We start from the raw sequence: 25,410 nt of genomic DNA on the forward strand, positions 1-25,410 counted from the left end.
TGGGATCCTCCCAGCCATGAGTTACAGGTATATGGCGCTAACAACTATTCCAAACACCATCATCCCCAAGCCTAATTCTTGCAACATTATAAAAAATAGCAAGATCCATACACACCAGACAACGGAGATCCCAGTAAAAAAATAGATATCTTTAACTAAATTGACAAGATAAAAAGAAAAAATGCCATATTGATCATAATAATGCGTGCAAATTTTTCTTTAAAACAAAAACGCCAGATATTTCCTAATCTGGCGCTAATTGATGACACAGCCCGGCAGGTACATCGTTGTTGCGCTATCCCCGCCGTGTCCACGCAGACGGCTTACATGCCGCCGCGCCGCGATAGCGTGCGGGGGACGGCGGGCTGAACGCTTCAGCGCGATTATTCTAACCACTCGGTATGGAATACGCCTTCTTTATCAATGCGCTTATAGGTATGCGCGCCAAAGTAATCGCGCTGCGCCTGAATCAGGTTAGCAGGCAATACCGCGGAACGATAGCTATCGTAATAAGCAATAGCGGCAGAGAACGTCGGAACCGGGATCCCATGTTGCACAGCGTAGGCCACCACATCGCGCAGTGCCTGCTGGTATTCATCCGCCACTTGCTTGAAATACGGCGCCAGCAGCAGGTTGGCGATATCGGCATCCTGCTGATAGGCATCGGTGATGGTTTGCAGGAATTGCGCTCGAATAATGCAGCCCGCGCGGAAAATCTTCGCGATCTCGCCGTAGTTAAGATGCCAATCATTTTCTTCAGATGCGGCCCGCAACTGGGAGAAACCCTGCGCATAAGAGACGATTTTCCCCAAATACAGTGCACGGCGCACTTTTTCAATGAATTCGGACTTATCGCCGGCAAAGGGTTCGGCCTGCGGCCCGCTCAGCACTTTTGATGCGGCGACGCGTTGATCTTTCAGAGAAGAAATATAACGCGCGAAAACGGATTCCGTAATCAGGGACAAGGGTTCGCCCAGATCCAGCGAGCTCTGGCTGGTCCATTTTCCCGTGCCCTTATTCGCCGCTTCATCCAGAATCACATCGACCAGATAGTGGCCTTCATCGTCCTTCTTGGTGAAAATATCTTTTGTGATATCAATCAGGTAACTGCTGAGTTCACCTTTATTCCATTCGGCGAAAGTCTTGGCCAATTCGTCGTTGGAAAGATTCAGGCCATGTTTCAGCAGCGCATAGGCTTCGGCAATCAACTGCATATCGCCGTATTCAATGCCGTTATGCACCATTTTGACGTAGTGGCCCGCGCCATCGGCGCCAATATAAGCGACGCAAGCTTCGCCATCGGCGCGAGCGGCGATTTTCTCCAGAATCGGCGCCACCAGCTCATAGGCTTCTTTCTGACCGCCAGGCATAATAGAAGGGCCTTTCAGCGCGCCCTCTTCACCACCGGAAACGCCGGTGCCGATGAAATTGAATCCTTCAGCGGACAGTTCCCGATTACGGCGAATGGTATCTTTATAGAAGGTGTTGCCACCGTCGATCAGGATATCGCCTTTCTCCAGATAGGGCTTCAGCGAGGCAATGGTTTTATCGGTCGCTTCTCCAGCTTTAACCATCAGCAGAATACGACGCGGCTTTTCCAGGGATGCGACAAACTCTTCAACGGTATAGTAAGGCGCCAGTTTTTTACCCGGATTTTCTGCAATCACTTCGTCAGTTTTATCTGAAGAGCGGTTAAAAATGGAAACGGTATAGCCACGGCTTTCAATATTGAGCGCCAGATTGCGCCCCATCACCGCCATACCGACAACGCCAATTTGCTGTTTGGACATTAAAGCAACTCCTGTCTGAAGGATAACCTGCCAGCGATGCTCATCATTCCCCGCCGGCAATCAAAAGCAGGGCCACATGGTAACTCAGCTTACGGCAGGTGAATAGTAATTGGTTTGATAGCAGGCTTAGTTAATCGGCAACAAAGAGCTACGTTTTTTATTTCGTGGTTTGTCGATATGCTATGCGCTGTCATAATACGCTGTTAACGGTGAAGGGCTTATCCCCGCTTAAACCAATCCCCCTGCAATACAAAGAAGGAGATCAGGTATGAGTACAAAATTTTATCAGCTAAAAGTCAGCCTTATCGGCACAACGCCCGCCATCTGGCGACGGTTTGTGGTTCCGGCCGCCATCACCCTCGACCGCCTGCACGATGTTCTGCAAATCGTGATGGGTTGGGAAGACAGTCACTTTCATGAGTTTATTTTCAGCAAAAAACGCTTTACCGAACACCCGGAGGATGCGTCACAGGGTGAAGACGAGGGTTTCTATCGCCTTAACGAACTGCTGAAACGCAAAAGCAACAAGCTGCTTTATACCTATGATTTTGGCGACGGTTGGGAACATGAAATCATTTTAGAAAACAATAACTACATACCCGATGAGTTTGATGGTTTCCTGTTTTGTCTGGGAGGTGAGCGCGTTTGCCCGCCGGAAGATTGCGGCGGCGTGCCGGGTTATGAAAATCTGCTCGGCATTCTTCAGGATCCGACGCATGAAGATTATGAAGAAACGTTGGAATGGCTTGGCATTCCCGCTGAATTACTGGAAATCGCGCCGGATATCTTTGAGGAATTTGATGCCGAGGAAGTCAATGGCAATCTGGCGCTCTACGCCCGTTGGACGCGCGATCGCTATCAACCGTGGCTTGACGAGGAATAACCGGCTGGAAATACCCGCTTCCGTCATTTCCACCACCTGTCGTTATCCCCGACAATCTCCGTCATCCCCGCCAACGCCCCTGTCATCCCCGCGGTAGTCGGCGGGGATCACCGCCTGAAACCGTAAACAACCATTAACTGATTTCCGGTTACTCGCCCCATCCCTAAGGCAATAGGGGCGTCAGGCCTGTTCTTTCAGCAACGTCTTGATGCTTTCTTTAAACGCCTTGCCGAACTCTGGATTGCGCAACCCATACGAAATGAAAGCCTGCGCATAACCCAGCTTACGACCGCAGTTAAAGCTGCGTCCGGCCATTTGCACGGCGTCCACCTGTTGGGTTTTAATCAGGGCGGCAATCGCATCCGTTAACTGGATACGGCCCCAGGCTCCCGGCAGGATCTTATCCAGAATCGGCCAGGCATCCGCCGTCAGCACATAACGGCCGACCGCGGAAAGATCGGAACCTTCAGACGGCGCCAGTTGCGGTTTTTCAATCATTGAGGTAATGGCTGCGGCATCCCCCGCCTTGGCGAGCGGTGTTGCACATTCAACCACGGAATACTCCGGCAGAACCTCGTAAGGACGATGTTTCACCAGCACCTGACTGCTGCCGCTCTTTTCAAAACGAGAGATCAGCAGCGCCAGATTATCTTTGCTTTGATCGGCGGTATCTTCATCCAGCACCACATCCGGCAGCACCACGACAAAAGGCGCATCGCCAATGATAGGTTTGGCACAGGTCACCGCATGCCCTAACCCCCGCGGTTCACCCTGACGCACGTTCATAATGGTGACGCCCTTCGGACAAATGGCCTGCACTTCAGCCAGCAACTGCCGTTTGGCGCGCTCTTCCAGCAGGGATTCAAGCTCAAAAGAGGTATCAAAGTGGTTTTCAATCGCATTTTTAGACGCGTGCGTGACCAGAATAATATCTTTGATGCCGGCATTGGCGCACTCGTTAACGATCTTTTCAATCACCGGACGGTCAACCAACGGCAGCATCTCTTTAGGAATAGCCTTGGTCACCGGTAACAAATTCATCCCTAAACCCGCTACAGGGATAACAGCTTTCAATGATGTCATAAGTCGACTCTCTTATTGGATAACTCTCTCTGAGGCACCATACACCCCAGAGCCACGTATGCCCTTAAGATTACACCTAATCCGAACCAAAGGGATCGCCTTTTTCTGAAATATCAATGTTATTCCTGCATGGGTGCGGCAATAAAATTCCCAGTAAAATCAATCGCCGGTATTCCATTAAGCAGAACGATGACGCCACCAACGGCGCAACAATAGAATGACGAGAATAACCAGTACCACCAACAATAAGCTGGCGAGCTGGTTATCAACATCGCCAATGATATTTTCAATCACCTGGCCGCCGAAATAGCCGAGCATCACAAATATCGAAGCCCAAAGAACGGCGCCAAGAATATTAAGCGGGACAAAACGTGTGGGGGGCAATCGAGCTGCGCCGATCAGCGCCGGACCGATGAGGCGAAAACCATACATAAAGCGCACGCCGATAACAAACAACATCGGATGACGGGCAATCAAGCGCTGGGCATAGGCGATGCGTTTTTGCTGGCCTTTCAAACGAGAGATTACCCGTTCGCCATAGCGACGCCCGGCGAAATACAGCACCTGATCGCCCAATGAACCGCCAACCGCAACCACGGCAATCACCCACGGCCAATGCAGCAACCCGTTATGCGCCGCAATCCCTCCCAGCAAGGTGATGGTTTCCCCTTCCAGCAGGCAACCGACAAACAGCGCCCAGTAACCGTATTGCGTGATGTAGTGGGACAGATCTGCCATGGTTATGCCTTATTTCTATTAAATAAGGTGAGTATAGGCTTGTTGATGAGGATTAGATCGAGATCTGTCATTCGCGGATAGACATTAATATTAAAAACGCTTAGTCACATAAACGCGAATGAAACTAAAACCTGCTTTATCCCAGATAAAATAAAGCAGGCTATATAATCAATCCGAACCAAAGAGATCACGAGTATAGATTTTTTCCGCAACGTCAGATAATTCAGATGCCATACGGTTGGAAAGAATCACATCCGAGATCTGTTTAAATTCAGACAGATCACGAACCACTCGGGAGCGGAAGAAAGAAGCATCTTTTAGTTCAGGCTCATAGACCACGACTTCAATCCCTTTAGCTTTGATTCTTTTCATCACGCCCTGAATTGCCGACGCGCGGAAATTATCAGACCCACTCTTCATAACTAATCGGTATACGCCGACAACCTTGGGATTCTGATTAATAATAGAATCAGCAATAAAGTCTTTACGAGTTCTATTCGCCTCAACAATTGCATTAATAATATTATTAGGTACGCTTTCGTAATTAGCTAACAACTGTTTTGTATCTTTTGGCAAACAGTAGCCGCCATAACCAAAAGACGGGTTATTATAATGATTACCAATTCGAGGATCTAAGCCAACTCCTTCAATAATCTGCTTGCTGTCCAGGCCATTCGTTTGCGCATAGGTATCTAATTCATTGAAATAGGCAACCCGCATAGCCAGATAAGTATTGGCAAACAATTTAATAGCCTCTGCTTCCGTAGAGTCGGTAAGAAGCACAGGAACGTCTCTTTTTATCGCACCTTGCAACAGTAATTGAGAAAATTTCTCGGCTCGATCCGAACGTTCACCGACAACAATACGGGATGGATAAAGATTGTCGTAAAGCGCACGCCCCTCACGTAAAAACTCTGGTGAAAAAATAATATTGTTCGTACTATATCTTTCACGAGTCTGTTTCGTATAACCAACGGGAACGGTAGACTTAATAATCATCACCGCATCAGGATTAATCTCTAATACGTCCTCAATTACTGCCTCGACAGATTTCGTATTAAAATAATTGGTTTTAGGATCATAATCCGTTGGCGTTGAGATAATAACGAAATCTGCATTTTCATAAGCAAGATTTTTATCCAATGTTGCCTGAAAACGAAGTGATTTATTCACTAAAAAATCTTCAATTTCCTTATCGGCAATTGGGGATTTTTTATTATTAAGCAGCTCGACCTTTTTAGGAACAATATCAACTGCAATAACTTCATTATGTTGCGCCAATAACATGGCATTAGACAGGCCAACATAACCTGTACCTGCGATTGCTATTTTCATATTAAACCAATTATCGTTGATTAAAAACCATTAATGAAAAACACCCAAGTATACACTATCAATATAACGAGCCATGCGTATATATCTACATATAATATTTAAAATTTCGTTGATTAATACCATATCAATAACATCATGATATTTATTATTTTTTAAATGCTCTAACTTTCTCTTTAATAAGATTCCATTCCATTAAAACAATAAGTATCGCATAGGAAACTACTCCTAGAGCAACACAATAGCCTAACGAAACAACGTGACTAAACTCCAATAAAACTGTACTACGTTTAAAGGAAATGATAATAAAAACCATTATTAGTGAGGCTATCACAGGTTTCATTATTGCTAGAATAAAACGACTAAAACTTCCCTTCAATACCCTTAAAGAAAGCATCATATTAGGTATAAACATCAGAACATTAGCCAGAAGGTATAACTTAATCAGTGTATCTATACTATAAAAACCACCAATTATAAACGCACCAATCTGTAATAAGGCATTATAAATGGAAATATTAAATAAAATATTTGTTTTCCCATGAGACATGAACACAGAGCCTGTAGTACTTACCATCGATTGCATAATGGCAATAGGTGCTAGCCAAATAATAAAGCTAGATACATACTCCCATTGAGGACCAAATACAACAATAACAAAATCATTACTGACAACGGAAATACCAAACATTAATGGTGTAATAATGATGGCAATAGTCTTTAATGAATTGATATATATATTAATTGAGTCTGTATAATTATCTTGCATCCGACTTAGAATCGGGTAAAGAGATCTTGTTAATACCACAGTTATATTCTGTATAGGGAATAACATGATCTTATATGCAAGTGAATACTGACCTAGTATTGAAGCATCAAAATTCTTACCGATTATTATTTGATCTGAATTCCTAGAAAAGAAATTAATAAAATTAAACGCTACAAGATTTGAACTAAATGAAAAAATTGACTTTAAGTCATTAAAATTCACACCATACTTTGGCATCCAATTTGAATAAAAAATAAAACCACAAGAACTAATTAATGAATATACGAGAACTTGAATAACAAGACTATAAACACCAGCTCCAGAAACTGCACAAACAATAGCTATTGTTAAGGATGTAATAGAAGAAAGCATCTCTACTACAGCTACTTTGTTAAATTTCGACTCTCTTTCTAATAAAGCCAAATGTATTGCTGTCACGCTATTAATCGGGAAAGCAAAAGATATTAATTTTATTGTTCCCGAAATATCTGGTTCATTAAAAAAATCAGAGATAATACCAGAACAAAAAAAAACCAAAACAAAAATGCTTATCCCAATTACTACATTTAAATAAAAAACACTACATTTTAAGCTTTCTGTTAGATTATTTTTTTGAATAATCGCAGCGGAAGACCCCATATCTCTTATTATATTAACCAAATTAACAATAATAAAAGTCATTGACATTAATCCAATTTCATGGGGAGTTAAATACCTAGAAAAGATAACCATCCCCATTAACTGTGAAGCTATTTTTATAGTCTGAGAAAATGAAACCCATTTTACATTATTGATTAGCCCCATCAGACTTCCTTATATTTTTTAGATTTAAAATCTAATTTTTAATTCACCAAATACTATTCATGGATATAAAACAAGAGCGATGATATTTTATTTCACCTTGCAACTATTAAAATAATTATTCACTTTAATTAAAGCGGTATCATTATTGGATAATGGGCGACCTAAATACCCGAAGACTTTAATCTTTACCTTTAAAAATATGTTATATAAATTAGTTTTTTTAGCTTGTAATGTATTTATTTTGTTCAGAGAATAATTTGAATGATTTATTTCTTGAACATAACAAAATGCATCAGGACAAATAGCTACGGATGTATTTGAAATTTCTAAAATCTTGCTTATCCACAAGTCATCAGTTCGTGGTGCTACTGTTAAGTAATTCTCATCAAGAATAAATGCAGTTTTAATATGTTTCTTTTGTAAGATACAACCGCCTACCCCAGTTATAATAAAATCTTTATCCACAACTTTTGGTTCAAGGCATACATCAAAATTATTATAACTTTGGTATTTACCAAATATATTTTTTTTCATTAACCGAACTCTGGAAGCAACCGCATACTTACCTTCATGTAATAAAAAATGATCGACTAGGCTCTTAAGCCAATTATGCCCATAAATGACATCATCATCAGCATAAACCAGAAGTTCATCTCCATTAGAATGGCGCAAAGCGGGAAAAATTTTTCTGTAAGGTCCCGTATTTTCAACAAATCTTATATTTATAATTTTTTTTATTTTATTCAATTCATCAAAAAAATCAGGAAAATAAGAAATACCTTGATCGGCCATATATGCATCTTTAGAAACCCATAGATCAATACGATCAGGTAAAAAACTTTGATGAATAAGAGACCATAAAGTAGCTCCGCATAACTCTAATCTTGTTGAAGTTGTTGTTAAATTGACAACTAACATATTTTTCCTTTTATAAAAAAATGAATCATAAGATTTCTTATCTAAAATAAAAATAACAAATGAAAAATCCATTACTAAATATCTGTTCATTAAAAACCATTAGGTTAATACACTTATTACATAAAATATTATGTATTATTAATATTCTATGCAAGATAGAGATGAATTTTTATTTCCCACGGTTTTTATTATATTCTGCCATACACAAGCAAAGAACCATAATTATAGATCCATAACCACTAACTAAATACGGGTTAAAGAAACCAACAAGCATCCACCAAATAGCTGCAACTGTAGATATTCGATTAACCTTGGATAAAATCGATCCCTTAACCAAAAGAGAGTACTGAGAAAAATAAAGGAATGAAAATAATATTGTCTGTATTAGCCCAAACTTATATAAATACCCAGCATACATTACTTCATAGGAAAATGGGGCTTCAGTAGGACCTGGACACTGTATCGAATAATCCCCAAATCCACCTTTGCCATAGAATAGGCGTTCTTCATAGTCTTTTGTTAAACAATTAATTTGAAGAACACGCGTTCCATCAGAAGATTCATTTGCATCTGATGAGAATCGTTTTGAGATGGTATCTGATATTTCAACTTGATAGTTTATAATAATCCCAGTGCCAATACATAATAAAACGATAACAACAATCAATCTCTTTAAAGTAAAAACTCGAACGCGTAATACTTTAATTGCATATGCAATAATAAATAATATAACCATATATCGAGAGAAAGATATTAACATGCTCAGGACAAGTGCAACCGTAATTGTTTTTCTCACTTTTGACGAGGGAAAGACCTTTTCCAATTTATCATCACAAATCATAAAAAACAGTACGAAACAAACTATATAGTCATTGGCAAGTTGAAATCGACTTATTTTATCAGTAATAGGCAACAACATAGGTTTAATACCATAAACATTATATATCATTTCTGCAATTGCATTTATCGACACAATACCGATTACAGACAAAAATATCAAAAATATCTTTATCAGTGAATAGAAAAATGATGAATATATTATAACCTTTACTGTTTTTTCTCTCGATAGGAAATTTTCATATATCGCAACAAGTATAATGGATGTTGAAATAAAGTATGTAACAAACGATCTTATTTCTACACCTGCATAACCTGAAGTAATAGACTCGTGCGAGGCCGTATAGTAATTAATCAATACAAAAATAATGCTTAGAATCAATAAGATAAATATTTTCAGAATATCTTTATTTATTTTTTTTGTATTAAAAACTGTTAATAAAACAAAAAAAAACAACCCCATCATTAAAATGATCTTTACATTTAAAGAGCCTATACTACCTGATGGCAAAAAAACCATACTAAATATTAATAGAATGGAAAATTTGTTTGCAAAAAATCTAGATGTTAATTTACTTGTAAATAGTTCCATTAATATTCTCTTTCTCTGAGTTATTATAGCTAATAATCAATGTATGCTATTATCATGAGAGATATATAATAGGAGAATAGTCATCCTAAAATATTAGTGCTGTTTGTAATCAACCCATAACTATAAGAATTTATTTTCAACCTTATTAAATAACTAGTTTAATTTCAGCTCCATAAGCCACATGTGATATATTGTCAGTTTATATATTATTTTAACAATTTATTTGAAATGAGATTTAAAATTTTATATTGAATTTTTCCTGAATTTCTTTTATTACAATTTCCTTTTTATAAATTTTTTTCCCCTCGCCTTGATCCACCCAATAAGAGTGACCAGATCCACCATCAGCATGCAGGTAATAAGTATTACTACCGTATTCAGCTATAGAAGAGAACTGATACCCTTCCTTTATTAATAAATAAAACCAATATGCTGAAGTATCACCTGAATTATCAAACCATCCATATAATACATCATATTTTTTTTCTATATACCTAGCAGTCTGTACATTTAAAATACAACACCATTCGTTCATTCTACAAGGCCAATTAGTTCCCGAGCTTTCTGGTTCCTTATTGGGCCAATAACGAGAAGGGTAATCTCCATGAGAAACCTTTAATGGTGTACAACCTCTAGCGGAATACTCACATCGCCAGCATTGTCCTAAATCACCAGCAATACCAGGTTTCTCCATAGTTAATAGACTACGAAGCATCAAATCGATAACATCAGCATAAAAGTCAACGTCATCATGAATTACAAAAAGATACTCTTTATCTGTAGAATCAATAGCCCATTGATATCGAACATTTTCTCGAAGGATACTAAATCCCGTTCCTTTTATTTTCCCTCTTATACTATATGCAATTCTTTTAGAAAAACTTAGATAAGTTGGTTTTAGTCCTTTTACTGGTGTAAACCACCACCCTCCCCGCTGAGTATTTTCTCTAACATTAACCTTCCACGGTTTCAAAGAGTTTTTAAACAAATCTGAATTATAAAAATCGATAGCTGAATCATCGTTACCCCCATCATCACAAATCCAAATGGTATCAATGAACTTTTCGCTTACTTTTTTTAATGATAATAAAGTTTTAAAAAGTAACTCTGGTTTTTTATAAGAGCAAACAGCAACATCAACCTTCATAAAGGTAACCTTTCATCTATAAAAATAAACCCTACTTAAAATATCTAATACATCTATATAAAAAAAGAAAAAATAAGTCTACTATATTCTTCTTTTCTTTGCATTTTAAAAAAACAATTTTATTATTAAAACCTATTTTTCTAAGATAATAATGTTTATCTAAAATATATTTATATGAATCATAGAAAGATTGGCTATTCGATATACTATCTGGACTTAACATTTGTTCAACTAAAACATCACGGCAGTAGCCTATTTTTATGTTTTTCTCAATTAATGTTAATACAAAATCCCAGTCTTGTAATCTTTTCACTCTTTCATCAAATAGATTTTCTTTAGCTAGATTTGCTTTAAGTAAAATTGTTTGGGTACTTACAAGATTACCTTTCTGTATTTGAAGAGATATTTTATCAGTATCAACTTTTATGTTAGGGACTAATTCATCACCTTTTTTCATAGAACAAAAAACGAGGTCTAAATCATTTTTAGAAAAAGTATCTATTTGCTTTTCTAACTTATTCTCAAACCATATATCATCACTATCATGGAATGATATCAAGTCACCCTTAGCATGAACAATACCAGTATTTCTTGCACCGTTGGCTCCTTTACTAAATTTATTTTTAATAAAAACAACTCTATCACCATAATACTCTTTAACAAAACCTTCAGTATTATCAGTAGAGTTATCATCAACAATGATAATTTCAAAAGGAGGATAAGTTTGGTTCAATACACTATTTACTGACTCCCTCAATACATTTTGTCTATTATATGTTGGAATCACCACACTAACGTTATAATCCATTGCATGCCCTACTATACTTTATATGATTAGCTTTCTTAACTCTCAATATTATTTCTTCCTAAATGTAGTCATTTTACACGTAATATATAAACAAGAAAAATTCCTGCTTTTCTAAGCATACCAAACTTTCTGACACCACCACACAAATAGAACCAAAATCTATGAGGAAAAGAATATGAAAAAGAATTAACATACTCATTTAAAACCGATAGTTCCTTATTACCCAACATGTCACCATAGTTTATAATAATAAGTTCTGCCTGTTTTTTCGTATCAGTTAATGATTTAATCGATTTCTCTATAATTTCTGATAAACTATTTTTCTCTAATACACTAGATAAAGTCATTTTTTTAGCACCAACACCATTTTCACCATGCTGACGATACAGAATTAATGGACTATTAATAAATCTAACATTCCCAAATGCAAACGCTAATATCGCAATGTACCAATCATGCATTATTGATTTTGATAAATCACTTTTCTTTGCTAAATCGATAAGTTTTTTATTACATGCCATGACACAACCAGTAACTGAATTGCTAACTATAATCTCTTTCAATGTTGGGTTTTTATTAATCTTCTGATAATCGAACATTGAAATATTTATGGGACACAACTTATCATCAACAACACATAAATCAGAATGAATCAACGTCGGTTCATTATCAGTATCTAATTTCTGAAATTCTTCCATGAAAAGTTTCATTTTATTTGGTAACCAAAAATCATCTTGATCACAAAAAAAAACATAATCAGCATCGGTTGAATTAATTAAAAAATTAAAATTTTCTCTTACACCTCCTTTTTTCTTTCCATCAAGGAAACAAACAAACTCTGGATATCGACACTCCATTTCTTTAATGAGTTCTAAAGTTCTATCCGTTGAACCATCATCAGATAACAATATTCTACAGTTATACTCAGTGATTTTTTTAAAATTAATTATTAACGATTCTATTTGTTCCTCAATAAATTTACTCCCATTATATGATGCAAGTAACACATCTATCCTTTTTATTTTTTCCACACTACCGCCTTATAAAATAATATTTATTTGTGAATTTTGTCTATTGTGGATATTTTTTCTTTCCAATTAGAACCTTTTTCTTTAATTTTATTTAAGCATAAAACAGAGTATTTAGGTCTTTTAGCTAATGTTGGATATTCTGATGTTTTTATATGATTCACAACAACTTTATTGCTGATTACATTTTTATTGAATGCATAATAAAATATTTCTTCTGCAAACTCAGCCCAAGAAACATCAGTATCTCCACAATAGTTATATATTCCTCCATCAGTTTTTTTCTGTAATAGTTTAATAATCACAGAAGCAATGTCTCCAGCATAAGTCGGACACCCACGCTGGTCGGACACAACATTGATTTCATCACGTGAACTAGCCAAACGCAACATAGTTTTTACAAAGTTATTGCCATATTCGCTGAAGACCCAAGCAGTACGGATAATAATAGCATCAGGAAGAACATGAGAAACAGCTATCTCGCCATCCAGTTTGGTTTTACCGTACACGCCCAACGGATTAGTTTTATCTGTCTCAACATAAGGAACCGTTGCGTTACCATCAAAAACATAATCTGTCGATACATGGACCAGACGTGCTCCAATCTCTTTAGCCGCCAGCGCCAGATTTTTTGGACCGGTTTCATTGATCAACGCTGCCAGTTCCGGCTCACTTTCCGCTTTATCCACCGCAGTGTAAGCTGCTGCATTGACGATGGCGTCAGGTTGGAATTCTTTTACCGCGGACAATACTTTCTCATAATCGGTAATATCCAGATCTGCGCTGTCCGTCGCCCAAATCTGCCACCCCGCTGGAAATCGATCCTGAAAACAACGGCCAAGCTGGCCGTTTGCACCCGTCAATAAAATTTTCATACCGCCAGTTCCTTAAACCGTTTGCCTAACTTATCTTTTTCAGAAAGCAGAGGATCGATGACAGGCCACTCAATACTGACATCAGGATCGTTCCACAGCAGGCAGCCTTCATTTGCTGGATTGTAATAATCGGTGCATTTATATTCAAAATCAGCTACATCAGACAACACGACAAAACCATGCGCCAAGCCGGGCGGGATCCAGAATTGAGTTTTATTTTCTTCTGAAAGGATCACGCCTTCCCAGGCACCATAAGTTGGGGAGTCAGGGCGGATGTCGACAGCCACATCAAACACTTCTCCTCTGACGACTCGCACCAATTTTCCTTGCGGATTCGATCTCTGAAAATGCAGCCCACGCAGTACTCCTTTTGAGGAACGGGAGTGATTGTCTTGTACAAAATCCAGATCAATATTCAACATTTCCTGATAACGTCGTTTTTCAAACGTTTCCAGGAAAAAACCTCTCGCATCACCAAATACTTTTGGCTGAATGATCTTTACACCCTCAATACGGGTATCCTTAACCTGCATCTTATTTCTCCCCAATCAAGCGGGCTAAATACTGCCCATAATTCGTTTTACTCAAGGCTTTCGCCTCTACAGCAACCTGCTCTTTACTCAACCATCCTTTACGAAAAGCGATTTCTTCCAGGCAGGCAACCTTAAATCCCTGACGTTTTTCAATGGTATGAACAAACTGCGATGCTTCCATCAGGCTGTCATGCGTGCCGGTATCCAGCCAGGCAAAACCACGCCCTAATTGTTCAACATTGAGCAAGCCTTTTTCCAGATACATCTCATTTAGCGTTGTGATCTCAAGCTCACCACGTGCAGAAGGTTTTACTTGTTTGGCCATATCGACAATCTGATCATCGTAAAAATAGAGGCCGGTTACCGCCCAGTTGGATTTGGGCTTCAGCGGTTTTTCTTCCAGAGAGATTGCTCGGTTATTTTCATCAAATTCAACCACCCCAAAACGCTCAGCATCAACCACCTGATAGCCAAATACCGTGGCTCCTTCAGTTCGTGCCGATACCGCTTCCAGCTTTTGACCAAAGCTCTGACCAAAATAAATATTATCACCCAGCACCAGAGCACAACGATCGCCATTAATGAACTCTTCGCCAATAAGAAACGCCTGAGCCAGGCCATCTGGACTAGGTTGAATAGCGTAACTGAAGTTGACGCCGAAACGGCTGCCATCACCCAAAAGACGTTTAAACGAAGGCATATCCTCTGGCGTCGAGATAATCAGGATCTCTTTAATGCCAGCCAACATCAATACAGATATCGGGTAATAGACCATCGGTTTGTCGTAAATAGGCAACAACTGTTTAGATACACCGCGGGTAATCGGATGTAAACGCGTTCCGGAGCCGCCAGCCAGTACAATACCTTTCATATTCTTTTTATCTCCTAAATTAACCCGTTAGACCCAAACGCTCACCAGCATACGAACCATCTTTGACACGACGCCACCATTGCTCGTTAGCCAAATACCACTCCACCGTTTTGCGAATACCGCTTTCAAACGTTTCCTGGGGTTTCCAGCCTAATTCTCGATGTATTTTGGATGCATCTATGGCATAGCGCATATCGTGACCAGGACGATCGGTAACATACGTAATCAGGTCTTCATACTTATTAATGCCAGCAGGCTTATCTGGCACCAATTCATCCAACAGGCGACAGATGGTTTGCACCACTTCAATATTTTTGCGTTCATTGTGTCCGCCAATATTGTAGGTTTCCCCGACTTCTCCCTCGGTTACCACTTTATATAAGGCACGGGCGTGATCTTCCACATACAGCCAGTCACGGATCTGAGCGCCATCGCCATATACCGGCAGAGCTTTGCCTTCCAGCGCATTAAGGATAATCAGCGGGATCAACTTTTCCGGGAAGTGATAAGGGCCGTAGTTGTTGGAGCAATTGGTCACAATCGTTGGCAGACCATAAGTACGTAGCCAGGCGCGAACCAGATGATCGCTGGAAGCCTTAGACGCAGAATAAGGGCTGCTGGGGGAATAAGGCGTAGTTTCTGTAAATAGGTCATCCGTACCATGAAGATCGCCATACACTTCATCGGTTGAAATATGATGGAAACGAAATGCTTTTTTAGCATCATCATCCAGCGTATTCCAATACTGACGTGTAGCCTCCAATAGCGCATAGGTACCAACGATATTGGTTTCAATAAACGCTGCCGGGCCATCGATGGAACGGTCAACGTGGCTTTCCGCCGCCAAATGCATCACTGCATCAGGCTTAAATGATGTAAAAGCATCGGTTAAAGTATCTTTACTACAAATATCAATGTATTCAAATGAATAACGGGAATTTGAAGATACTTCTTGTAAGGATTCTAGATTGCCTGCATAGGTTAAGCTGTCAATAATTAATAAATTGCACTCTGTATTTTTAATAATATGACGAACTATCGCAGAACCAATAAAGCCGGCACCACCTGTTACAATGATGTTCATAACTGCTACCTTTACCGAGTAAATTAATCAATATGCTGATTTATTAATAAAGCCCTTAAATATTGTCAAAAGTATAATCTTACAATCCAACCACACACTCCAATTTTGAATATAAAAAAGATCGAATTCAATTCGCTTTTCCATTTTTTCTAATGTTTCAGTTTCTCCACGCCAACCATTTATTTGAGCCCAACCTGTAATTCCTGGCTTCATTTTATGCCTGAGCATATAGCCTTTAATTAATTTCCTATATTGTTCATTATGAGCTACTGCATGCGGACGGGGGCCAACTATAGACATATCACCTTTAATCACATTGAAAAACTGAGGTAATTCATCTAGCGATGTTTTACGTAAAAAAGCGCCTAAAGGAGTTATCCGAGAATCACCTTTTTTCGCCTGTATTACTTTATCTCCATTTTCCATTACCGACATACTGCGGAATTTCCATACATCAATTGCTTTACCGTCTATCCCATAACGTTTCTGTTTAAAAATAATAGGTCCAGAAGATGTTATTTTCACAGCTGCGGAAATTAAAAAAAGGACGGGAGATATCAACAAAACAATCAGAAGAGAAAAAAGAATATCTTCCACTCTTTTTATCACCATATTGACACCACTCATTGGCGTATCATATAGAGATATAACAGGTATACCATTAACCATTTCACTTCTAGATTGAAGTAAATTAAAAGTAAAAATATCCGGAACCAATAAAACGGTGCAAGTAGTATCAGCTAAATCCGAGAGAATCTGATTAATAAGTTCTGACTGTTGCATAGGCAATGCTATATATACTTTATCAATATCGCCATTACGAGCACTCTCAATAAGTTTATTTATATCACCTAGTGCGTCAATATTTAACTTATTATATTCATCTGAAATAGAACTCCCATACTGCGTATAATACCCAACCACATTTAGACCTAACCACGGAGCCTTCATAATGCTATCGATTAAATGAAAGCCCGCAGATGAATCACCAACAACAACAACCCGGCGGCTATTATAACCGAGTTTTCTTAAATAACGGATAATGATCCTGATGGTCATTCTGGCGAATAAAAAACCAAAAAGTGTAACACCTAACCATATAGTATGGTACCTTACCCCGATAAACAAGGAAGGAAAAATAGATAGTATGCCAGCGCTGAATATCACACTTAGAAACCAGTTTCTAATTAAATACTGCATTTCTATCCGGAAACTGACTCCACGCCAGGAACGATAAAAATCTGTAATGCCTCCAATCATCTGAAAGATCGAAAGACTAATAAATGCAAATAGCCAATGCTGAAGAGATATTTTATCATTAACCAAAGTTGATACAAAAAAAGTGCTCATCAATATAATGGATATATCTGAAAATCGCTGCAACATAGAAATAATTGACGCATTGGTATAAACAGCAACCCCTTGGTATGATTTCATTTTATTTCTCTTAAAATTAACTTTTATTCCAAAAACCTTTATGCATACTTAGTTTTTTCAGAATAGGCATGGGTAATTTAGTGTGATTTTTCCCCAATTTATAACCTACAATCTTCATCATATTATGTATGCAGGCACGAAATATCCACATAGATCTTTTTTCCATTAAGAATAAAAACTCAGAAATTAAAAAACGTTTACCTTCTCCACTAGCTCCACCGAATTCATTACGTATCCAGCTTTCATCGTGATGAAAAACACCAATATCAAAATAGCGTTTAAACTCCTCTATCGGTGTATAATTATGAGAATGTTTTACCATTGCCTCTGCCACATAAGCTATTTTATAACCAGCCAATACTGCTTTTGCCGATAAATACATATCTTCGCTTAAGATTGTATTTATTGGAAATCCCCCTACATCTTTAAACACACTGATACGATATGCAGAAAAAGAGTTAGAGGCAAAAACCGTTTTGATACCATATGTTTTCTTATCATCCAAACCTAGTACATGACTTTCTACACCATAATTAAAATTACGTGCATGTGTCGCAATAGGATTAGCATCATCATGAGGTAGCTGACGGCCGTAGGCGACTGCTACTTTAGGATCGTTAAACACCGATAAGATAGACTTGATGCAACCCGGCTCAGGTATGGCATCCTGAGTAAGGAATATGACTATATCCGCATCAATAGAGCTTGCAACGCCCAGATTTCTGGTTCCTCCATGATTGAATTCTTCTTTATTTATTTTAATAATCTGAAAACCAGCGTCTTCTGCTATTTGACATGTATTATCACTGCTGGATGAATCAATCACAAGCACAGAGTCGAAATCTTCAGATTGTTTTTTTATCGCAGCACAAATCTTCCGCCATAATTCTCCGCCATTATAAGTGGGAATAATAATTCGAACTTTCATTATATTTCACCGTTGAAAGCAACAATAAATAGGAAATCATATTAAATTCATTCAAATAGATTTTATATCATTGAATAATCATTACCTGAAAGGCATATTTAATTTTTCGTGAAGGTTAAATACGTTTTTAGTCCACAGTTTGCTGCTTGAGATCCCCGCCTTCGCGGGGATGACGAAATATAACCTTGGAGATAACGAAATATGATAGAAAAAATATAATTCCAAGAATAAGGGACCAGTGATAATTTTAAACCATGATATATATTAACTCAATGTTACATAAGATTTCTGACCACAGAGTGACTGAGAATACGGGATAGCAATATATAATCACGGTGATGATATGTTTTGATTTATTACCAAACGTAAAGCTCGCTTTTTATAAAGGCGAGCTTTACGTTAAAAGGGAAAAGGCTAAACGTCAGATAAGCTATTTTTTATACTCATAGGTATAATAATCATAATTGCCATAGCCATAATAACTGGCTGCTCTTTTGACAATCGCATTAAGAATAACCCCCTTGATCTCCGCACCATTTTGCTCAAAGCGTCGAATACTCACTTCAATCTCTTTTAAGGTATTCATCTCAAAACGAGCAACCAACAGAGACGTTCCGGCATGGCGACTGATAATCGCCGCATCAGTTACCGCCAGAATCGGCGGTGTATCTAGCAATACGATGTCATAATGCTGAGAGGCCCAATTGATAAAGTCAGAAAAATGGCTATGCATTAGCAGTTCTGAAGGATTGGGGGGAATCTGCCCTCTGGGAATAAAGTCCATATTCTCCACCGCAGTTTTTCTTATCGCTTTTTCCGCTACCGTTTGTCCTGACAAAACATCGGACAACCCGTTGGTACTCTCTGTCCCCATCAGTTCATGGGCATAGCCTTTACGCATATCACAGTCGACTATCAGCACTTTCTTTCCCGATTGGGCAATCACTGCTCCCAGGTTGGCGCTGACAAAAGTTTTACCAATTGCCGGGCTGGCGCCGGAGATCATCAGCACATTATTTTTCGCCTCCATCATGGCGAAATGCAGGCTGGTGCGCAGGCTTCTGATAGCTTCAATAGCCAAATCGGTTGGGTTGCCGGTCGCCAATAGTTCATTCGCACGCGCATTGGCTTTTTTACCCTTATTACGAGTAAACAGTTCCCGATCTTTTTTCTGCTGCCATTCAGAAAGCGGCACGCTGGCATACACATTAATACCCAGTTCCTCTAACTGTTCTGGACTTTCAATACCTTTGTGAAGCATTGTTCTGAGAACAACAAATACTGTAGACCCCATCCCCCCCAGAATTAGACTTAATAATACTATAAATGTTTTTTTAGGTTTCACTGGTTTCAACTGAGTAACAGCAGAGTCAATAATACGTACATTACCGACAGTGCTAGCTTTATTGATGCTAAGTTCCTGCTGTTTGTTCAGCAGTTGCATATAGACTTCCTGCCCAGCCTGCACATCGCGCGTTAAGCGCAGAATTTCCTGCTGGGTTGCCGGCATCGCACCCACACGTTTATTTAGCTTGTCCCGCTCCTGCTCCAACGTTTTTCGTTTTTCCAGCAAGGCGCGGTAGGCCGGGTGCTCTTTGGTATACAGCTTGGAAATCTCAGCTTCTTTAAAGGTTGATTCGTTTAACTGCGTTTCGACCGAAACCATGGTATCCAGCACAGATTTCGCTTCCAACGAAAGATCGACCGACTCATTCTGCTGACGGTATTGATTGAGTTTGTTTTCCGCCTCATTCAACGAACTCCGAACGATCGGCAGTTGCTCTTTGAGAAACTCCAGGCTCTTACCGGCCTCTTCCGATTTCCGCTCAACGTTCTGCTGTAAATAGTTTTGGCTAATACTGTTTAAAATCTTGCTAATCTTAGATGGCTCTTCACCTTCCAGACCTAACTGTAATACGCCAGTATCTTTACCGGTATCGGCCACAGAGAAATTATCCAGCAGGCTATTGATTGCGGTTAACTCATTAAGCTTTTTTAAGCGAAAAACAGTTCCTTCCAACGCACCAATATCACTTACCAATAGCGTTAGGCCATTGTTACTCTCCAACTGACCCACGGTACCTGTAAAATTGACAATATCACCCGCTTCAATCTGATAGCTGGTTGGGCTCAATACCGTTAGCTCAATTTTTTCATCCTGCCAGGAATCCGGCACCTCCAGGCGAGAAACGGCGATTTCTCCCGGTTCTTTATTCAGAATTCTAGCTAGTCCTTTGCCAAACACCGGAAAATATTTTTGCTCAACCACCGTGTCCAGTGAGAGATCGCGAATGGTTTTACCGATTACCATCCGCGACCTTATCAATTCAATTTCCGCTGACGATTCTGGCTTAGCATCCGGCAGCATACTGGAAATATCATTCAGCAGAGAATTGCCCTGACTTTGTTCTACCTGAATCAGCGCATCGGCTCGGTAAACGGGAGTAGCCAATGTCGCATAGAGAATACCAATAATGGCAAATACGGCGGTTACACCAATTATCAACCATCTATTATCCAGCAGCGTTCCTAACAAACGCCCTAAGTCAATTTCATCTGACGCGGTTTCAGATGCTTTTACTGAAATTTTTTCTGCCATGGGTTTCCCTGACTTATTAACGGCTTAATGCTTGCACCCATTTCTGGGCAGACTGCTCAAGTTGCGAATAAACGAATTCAAACGCTTCGCGGCTTTTACGGTAGGGGTCGGCAATTTCCTGCTGGTCGAACCAGTGACCGAACAGCATGGTTTTACCGCGTACCTCCGGCACCTTACGCGCCACCGCATCGATATGGCCTTTCTCCATCACCAGAATCAAATCGTACTGGCGACAGAGCGATGAGCTGAGCTGCTGCGCACTGTGGCCTTCCAGTGAAAGCCCGTGAGCCGCGGCCACTTCGGCAGCGGTCACATCAGCAGGTTTACCCACCAGCGCGGCCAACCCCGCCGAGGCGATTTTTTTCCCCGGCAGCGCTTGTTTCAGCAGCCGTTCCCCGGTTGGGGAACGGCAAATATTGCCTACGCAAACCACTAAAATAGAATCAAACATCGTTATCTCTACGGCCAGTTGCGGATACGCAATGAGCCTTCGGTCAAATCATTAAAGCCGGAAATGGTCGGCACCAGTTGGCTGATAACCCGGTTCCAGCGAGTAATCGGCGCGGTAGTCACATAGACGATATCGTAAGGCTGAAGCTGGAACTCGGTGCCCATCACCATTGCTGTCGCATCCTGGGCATTAAGCTGGTAGATATTGGCCAGTTTCGGCCCTTGCGTTCCTCTTAATGACCGAATAACAAAAATACCGCTGGCATCAGAAAACTCCTGGTCGATACCTTCGGCATTACCCAGCGCCTCGGTCAGCGTCATGCCACTGCGGTCCATCTTCAGGGTACTTTGTTTCTTCACCTCGCCCATCACGAATACTTTCAGGTCATCGTTGCGGGGAATATAAAGGATATCGCCAGGGTAGAGCAGGCGGTTCTGCGACAGGTCGCCGTTTTGCATTAGCGCCTGTAGGGAAATACGCTGTTCTTTACCATTATGGGTTAACACCACGTTGCGCCAGTCGGCATTTTCGGTCAGACCACCCGCTTTATTGATCGCATCCAAAATGGTCAACGGCACGTTGGTTATCTCCTGCTGCCCGGAGGTCGCGACTTCGCCCGTCACATAGGCTTTCTGCGAACGGAAGGCGGCGATACTGACGTCAACCTGCGGCGATTCAATATAGGTCGCCAGGCGGCTCATAATCTGGTCGCGCACCTCGGTTACCGTTTTACCGGCCACTTTAACCTTGCCGATATAGGGGTAGAAAATGGTGCCGTCGGAATGTACCCAGTTGCCGGTATCCGCTGCGGTACGATACGTCCCTGCCGGCGTGGTGAGTTCCGGATGATCCCAAACGGTAACCATGATGACATCGCCAACACCGATGCGATATTCGTAGCCTTGCAGCTCGCTCTCCAGCGCCGGATTATTCTGCGCCACCAACGGCCTGGAACGCATTTTTTCCACCAGATAAGGCGTCATCGGGTAAATGTTAACCAGCTTATTAATATCAAAATCAGCATCTTGCTGTTCGATAACTTCTTTGCCGCTGCTGGAAAGATGACTGCCGGGAACGATGGTGCAACCACTAAGCAGAACGGTTGAAACCACCAATGGTAACAATTTTAATTTGTGCTTTATCATCCTGTGTATGCCATCGCTCTTGATTGAAATTTGCGCAAATCCCTACAAAACCATCAATAATTATAGAGAAGATTTATTCGAACGAACCTGGGGTCTAACGTATAAAAAGCAGGTAATTTACTTGTTAACGCCGCTGCGCCATACGGTTCATCAATGCAGTCTGCCGGCTATGTCGGATACGTCGACTCCATGCCAATACCCGCCATATCCGGGGGGTTGACCAGAAGTAACCGGCAAAGGTCGCCAGAAATACGCTCAACATAATAGACTCAGATACGCCATTGCGCTCGCTAATGATGCCGATCGCCGCAAATAAAATCGCCACACCGACAATCATAGTCAATGCCAGGCGCGGCGTTAGCCCCGAGCGCACCAATATGTGATGAATGTGCTCGCGGTCAGATTTAAAAGGACTATGGCCTTTGCGAATGCGGCAAATCATCACGGTCGCCATATCCATCAGCGGGATGGCGATCAACCATAATGCGGTTACCGGATGCATCACGGCCGATTCCCCTTGCGTCGCCAATATCAGCAGCCAGATTACCGTAAAACCAATCAACGTACTGCCGGCATCCCCCATAAATACCTTCAATTTATTACCCCAGGGGATGCCGAGGTTCAATAAAATATAAGGTAGGGTTGCGGCCAGCAGACATAGGCTCCACTGGGCCAACTCGCGCTGTTCGTCAAGATAGAACAAGACGGCAAGCGCGCCGAAGGTAACACAGGAAAGCGCGCCCAGTAAGCCGTCAAGGCCATCAACCATATTGAACGCGTTGATGGCGCCCCATACGGCGAACAGCGTAATGATGTAGCCCCAGGCGCCTAACAAGACTTCATAGCCAAACAGCACATTGCCCAGCGTGGTCAAATACAGACCGGCATACATCATTAACGCGGCGACCAGCGCCTGCAAAGCGATACGAGGTAATACGGGAAGGTCAAAGCGGTCGTCTAATACGCCGACTACCAGCAACGCACTGGCGCAAAGCATATAGAGAGGGAAATAAGGGAGCCATTCAGGATGGAGCGCATACAAAATCCATAACGCCAGATAGATAGAAACCCCACCAACTAAAGGGATATCGCCGTGATGTTGTTTCCTGATATTGGGTTTATCCACTAACCCAATAGCCATCGCCGCCTTCCTTGCGAAAAAAAGGGCAATGAATGCACTAATGAACACTATGGTAAATTCTTGCATATTTGCATCATCATCAACCGTTATAAATTATGTCGCATCAGACACGCTACCGCCCTTGGCTTGTAGCTACCAATGCACTGTAAAAAAACGGAAACCATTCTACGGATTCAGATTTTGGAATCGTGAAACACGCACTTTATGTGCGAGATATTATTTTTATGCAGGGAGCAACGCTCGCGTAACAAAAACGTTGTTTAGTCAGCCGCCCTTTTGTTGAAAAAGACGATCCCTGTTGCAAAACTAAATTTTGCGTCCTAATAGTATTGACTACTAATTGCAGAGTACAAGGAGAAGATGTTCTAAGCGGTTCTTTTCAGAAAAAGACTACATGCACCCATAACAATTTCACCTCTGTTAGCATAAAAAACCGACTTCAGAGATAAAACCGGCATGTTTTTATGAACCTTCATCATTGATAGCGTTCTCCACGCCGAAAAACCACCATAATAATGGTGGCATATTCTATGCACCGGCAGGCGGCACTTCAAACGCAATGCGCCATAACATGGCGTTAACCCACCAAAAAGGGATTACTTGCCTTTTTTTTAGGCAACGGTGACATATTTTCGCCGGAATAACGCCGTTCCACTTACCAGGGCAGCAACAAAAGCCGAACATTGAATTGGCCTATGATGTTGTCCTCCCCCTAAATAATACGTCACAAGATAATGCTTTGGTATATACTCGGTATATCTTTATAGGGGGGTGTTATGACGACAAAAGCAGTTTTCACCATGAAGTTGGAGCCTGAGCTGCGCGATGCGTTCATGGCGGAAGCGGCAGCCGACGATCGGCCTGCTGCTCAGGTTATTCGAGAATTAATGCGGGGCTATATTGAGCAGCGCAGGCAGAGTCGTGACTATGATGCCTACCTCCGCCGCAAAGTTGACATTGCCCGTAAGTCAATGACGGCTGGCCGTGGCCGCACAAACGCCGAGGTCGAAGCAGCGTTTGCTGCACGCCGCAACGAAGTGACGGCAGGCAATAACAAATCGTGATAGTGATCTGGACTCCTGAGGCCGAGCAAGATCGTGCTGATATATGGGACTATATTACAGCTGATAATCCGGTTGCTGCGGTTAAGATGGATAATCACTTTAGTGAAAGTGCCATCAGACTTGAAGAGCAGCCAGCAATGGGCGTTCCCGGCAAGATCCCCGGTACTCGTGAGCTATTCCCTCATCATCATTATCGTATGGTGTATGAAATCAGCGAGGATGAAAATACTGTATGGATATTGTCCCTGGTTAGTACATTTCGTGAATGGCCGCCTGTTTAACACGCCTTTTACATTGCTTGCATAGGTACAGTCGACTGAGTCAACTAAACAACAACAATCTGGAACAGTAAATTTTACGTCGTCAAATCCTCAGTCTCTATACCCAATAGATTTCGAGTTGCAGGAAGGCGGCAACTGAACGAATCCCCAGGAGCTTACTCAAGTAAGTGACTGGGGTGAGTGAAGGCAGCCAACGCACCAGCAACTTGAAAGATGACGGGTATATACCATTGCTTTGATTCATCACCATAAAATACCCCTACAAGTTCTGG

23 protein-coding genes are annotated in these 25,410 nt (G+C 40.9%); 3 read left to right on the forward strand and 20 right to left on the reverse strand.

Annotated features, from left to right (window positions below):
• Positions 1 to 383: 383 nt before the first annotated feature.
• Positions 384 to 1,790 (reverse strand): NADP-dependent phosphogluconate dehydrogenase, encoded by a 1,407-nt coding sequence (gene gnd, locus ABRZ28_RS00465; protein ID WP_319603793.1) that lies wholly within the window; start codon positions 1,788 to 1,790, stop codon positions 384 to 386.
• 268 nt (positions 1,791 to 2,058) lie between these two features.
• Here gnd and ABRZ28_RS00470 point away from each other — a divergent pair, with 268 nt between their 5' ends.
• Positions 2,059 to 2,673, forward strand: coding sequence for a plasmid pRiA4b ORF-3 family protein (locus ABRZ28_RS00470; protein ID WP_330519233.1), 615 nt, complete (start codon positions 2,059 to 2,061; stop codon positions 2,671 to 2,673).
• A gap of 180 nt (positions 2,674 to 2,853) precedes the next feature.
• On the opposite strand, the gene ABRZ28_RS00475 is transcribed toward ABRZ28_RS00470, so the two are convergent.
• The 19 genes from ABRZ28_RS00475 to wecA all read right to left on the reverse strand — a co-directional run bounded on the left by ABRZ28_RS00475 (position 2,854) and on the right by wecA (position 23,859).
• A complete protein-coding gene (locus ABRZ28_RS00475) occupies positions 2,854 to 3,756 on the reverse strand; it encodes a sugar phosphate nucleotidyltransferase (protein ID WP_330519234.1) in 903 nt (300 codons plus the stop codon).
• A 177-nt stretch (positions 3,757 to 3,933) separates the two neighbouring features.
• Positions 3,934 to 4,494 carry a DedA family protein gene (locus tag ABRZ28_RS00480; RefSeq protein WP_330519235.1) on the reverse strand — a complete coding sequence of 187 codons (561 nt, stop codon included), beginning with the start codon at positions 4,492 to 4,494 and terminating at the stop codon, positions 3,934 to 3,936.
• A 168-nt stretch (positions 4,495 to 4,662) separates the two neighbouring features.
• Positions 4,663 to 5,829, reverse strand: coding sequence for a nucleotide sugar dehydrogenase (locus tag ABRZ28_RS00485; protein ID WP_330519236.1), 1,167 nt, complete (start codon positions 5,827 to 5,829; stop codon positions 4,663 to 4,665).
• Between the two features lie 145 nt (positions 5,830 to 5,974).
• The gene (locus tag ABRZ28_RS00490; RefSeq protein ID WP_330519237.1) at positions 5,975 to 7,399 is read right to left on the reverse strand and encodes an MOP flippase family protein; all 1,425 of its coding nucleotides are present in this window, start codon (positions 7,397 to 7,399) and stop codon (positions 5,975 to 5,977) included.
• A gap of 87 nt (positions 7,400 to 7,486) precedes the next feature.
• Positions 7,487 to 8,317 (reverse strand): glycosyltransferase family A protein, encoded by an 831-nt coding sequence (locus tag ABRZ28_RS00495; protein ID WP_330519238.1) that lies wholly within the window; start codon positions 8,315 to 8,317, stop codon positions 7,487 to 7,489.
• 169 nt (positions 8,318 to 8,486) lie between these two features.
• Positions 8,487 to 9,746, reverse strand: a complete 1,260-nt coding sequence (locus tag ABRZ28_RS00500) for an O-antigen ligase family protein (protein WP_330519239.1) — start codon at positions 9,744 to 9,746, stop codon at positions 8,487 to 8,489.
• Positions 9,747 to 9,981: 235 nt separating this feature from the next.
• Positions 9,982 to 10,893: a glycosyltransferase family 2 protein gene (locus ABRZ28_RS00505; protein ID WP_330519240.1), complete on the reverse strand. Its 912-nt coding sequence runs from the start codon at positions 10,891 to 10,893 to the stop codon at positions 9,982 to 9,984.
• Between the two features lie 31 nt (positions 10,894 to 10,924).
• A complete protein-coding gene (locus ABRZ28_RS00510; protein WP_330519241.1) occupies positions 10,925 to 11,701 on the reverse strand; it encodes a glycosyltransferase family 2 protein in 777 nt (258 codons plus the stop codon).
• Between the two features lie 68 nt (positions 11,702 to 11,769).
• Positions 11,770 to 12,732, reverse strand: coding sequence for a glycosyltransferase family 2 protein (locus tag ABRZ28_RS00515; RefSeq protein WP_330519242.1), 963 nt, complete (start codon positions 12,730 to 12,732; stop codon positions 11,770 to 11,772).
• Positions 12,733 to 12,755: 23 nt separating this feature from the next.
• Positions 12,756 to 13,604 (reverse strand): dTDP-4-dehydrorhamnose reductase, encoded by an 849-nt coding sequence (rfbD, locus tag ABRZ28_RS00520; RefSeq protein ID WP_330519243.1) that lies wholly within the window; start codon positions 13,602 to 13,604, stop codon positions 12,756 to 12,758.
• Positions 13,601 to 14,137 carry a dTDP-4-dehydrorhamnose 3,5-epimerase gene (gene rfbC / locus ABRZ28_RS00525; protein ID WP_330519244.1) on the reverse strand — a complete coding sequence of 179 codons (537 nt, stop codon included), beginning with the start codon at positions 14,135 to 14,137 and terminating at the stop codon, positions 13,601 to 13,603. Before rfbC ends, rfbD begins: the two co-directional genes overlap by 4 nt.
• A gap of 1 nt (position 14,138) precedes the next feature.
• Entirely contained in the window at positions 14,139 to 15,008 is an 870-nt protein-coding gene (gene rfbA, locus ABRZ28_RS00530) for a glucose-1-phosphate thymidylyltransferase RfbA (protein WP_330519245.1), read from the reverse strand.
• Positions 15,009 to 15,027: 19 nt separating this feature from the next.
• Positions 15,028 to 16,092: a dTDP-glucose 4,6-dehydratase gene (gene rfbB, locus ABRZ28_RS00535; protein WP_330519246.1), complete on the reverse strand. Its 1,065-nt coding sequence runs from the start codon at positions 16,090 to 16,092 to the stop codon at positions 15,028 to 15,030.
• Positions 16,093 to 16,119: 27 nt separating this feature from the next.
• On the reverse strand, positions 16,120 to 17,529 hold the full coding sequence (gene wcaJ / locus ABRZ28_RS00540; protein WP_330519247.1) for an undecaprenyl-phosphate glucose phosphotransferase: 1,410 nt from the start codon (positions 17,527 to 17,529) through the stop codon (positions 16,120 to 16,122).
• Between the two features lie 16 nt (positions 17,530 to 17,545).
• Positions 17,546 to 18,457, reverse strand: coding sequence for a glycosyltransferase family 2 protein (locus tag ABRZ28_RS00545; RefSeq protein WP_330519248.1), 912 nt, complete (start codon positions 18,455 to 18,457; stop codon positions 17,546 to 17,548).
• Between the two features lie 430 nt (positions 18,458 to 18,887).
• Positions 18,888 to 21,056: a tyrosine-protein kinase Wzc gene (gene wzc, locus ABRZ28_RS00550; RefSeq protein ID WP_330519249.1), complete on the reverse strand. Its 2,169-nt coding sequence runs from the start codon at positions 21,054 to 21,056 to the stop codon at positions 18,888 to 18,890.
• Between the two features lie 16 nt (positions 21,057 to 21,072).
• Positions 21,073 to 21,507 carry an arsenate reductase/protein-tyrosine-phosphatase family protein gene (locus tag ABRZ28_RS00555; protein WP_330519250.1) on the reverse strand — a complete coding sequence of 145 codons (435 nt, stop codon included), beginning with the start codon at positions 21,505 to 21,507 and terminating at the stop codon, positions 21,073 to 21,075.
• An 8-nt stretch (positions 21,508 to 21,515) separates the two neighbouring features.
• Complete coding sequence (locus ABRZ28_RS00560) at positions 21,516 to 22,652, reverse strand: polysaccharide export protein (RefSeq protein ID WP_330519251.1); 1,137 nt, start codon at positions 22,650 to 22,652, stop codon at positions 21,516 to 21,518.
• Between the two features lie 124 nt (positions 22,653 to 22,776).
• Positions 22,777 to 23,859 (reverse strand): UDP-N-acetylglucosamine--undecaprenyl-phosphate N-acetylglucosaminephosphotransferase, encoded by a 1,083-nt coding sequence (wecA, locus tag ABRZ28_RS00565; RefSeq protein ID WP_319603773.1) that lies wholly within the window; start codon positions 23,857 to 23,859, stop codon positions 22,777 to 22,779.
• A gap of 710 nt (positions 23,860 to 24,569) precedes the next feature.
• On the opposite strand from wecA, the gene ABRZ28_RS00570 reads away from it, so the two are divergent.
• A complete protein-coding gene (locus ABRZ28_RS00570; protein ID WP_319603772.1) occupies positions 24,570 to 24,857 on the forward strand; it encodes an antitoxin of toxin-antitoxin stability system in 288 nt (95 codons plus the stop codon).
• Positions 24,854 to 25,138: a type II toxin-antitoxin system RelE/ParE family toxin gene (locus ABRZ28_RS00575; protein ID WP_330519252.1), complete on the forward strand. Its 285-nt coding sequence runs from the start codon at positions 24,854 to 24,856 to the stop codon at positions 25,136 to 25,138. Before ABRZ28_RS00570 ends, ABRZ28_RS00575 begins: the two co-directional genes overlap by 4 nt.
• Positions 25,139 to 25,410: the final 272 nt, after the last annotated feature.

Origin of the sequence: Brenneria sp. g21c3, from assembly GCF_040240345.1 — a bacterium.
GTDB lineage: Bacteria > Pseudomonadota > Gammaproteobacteria > Enterobacterales > Enterobacteriaceae > Brenneria.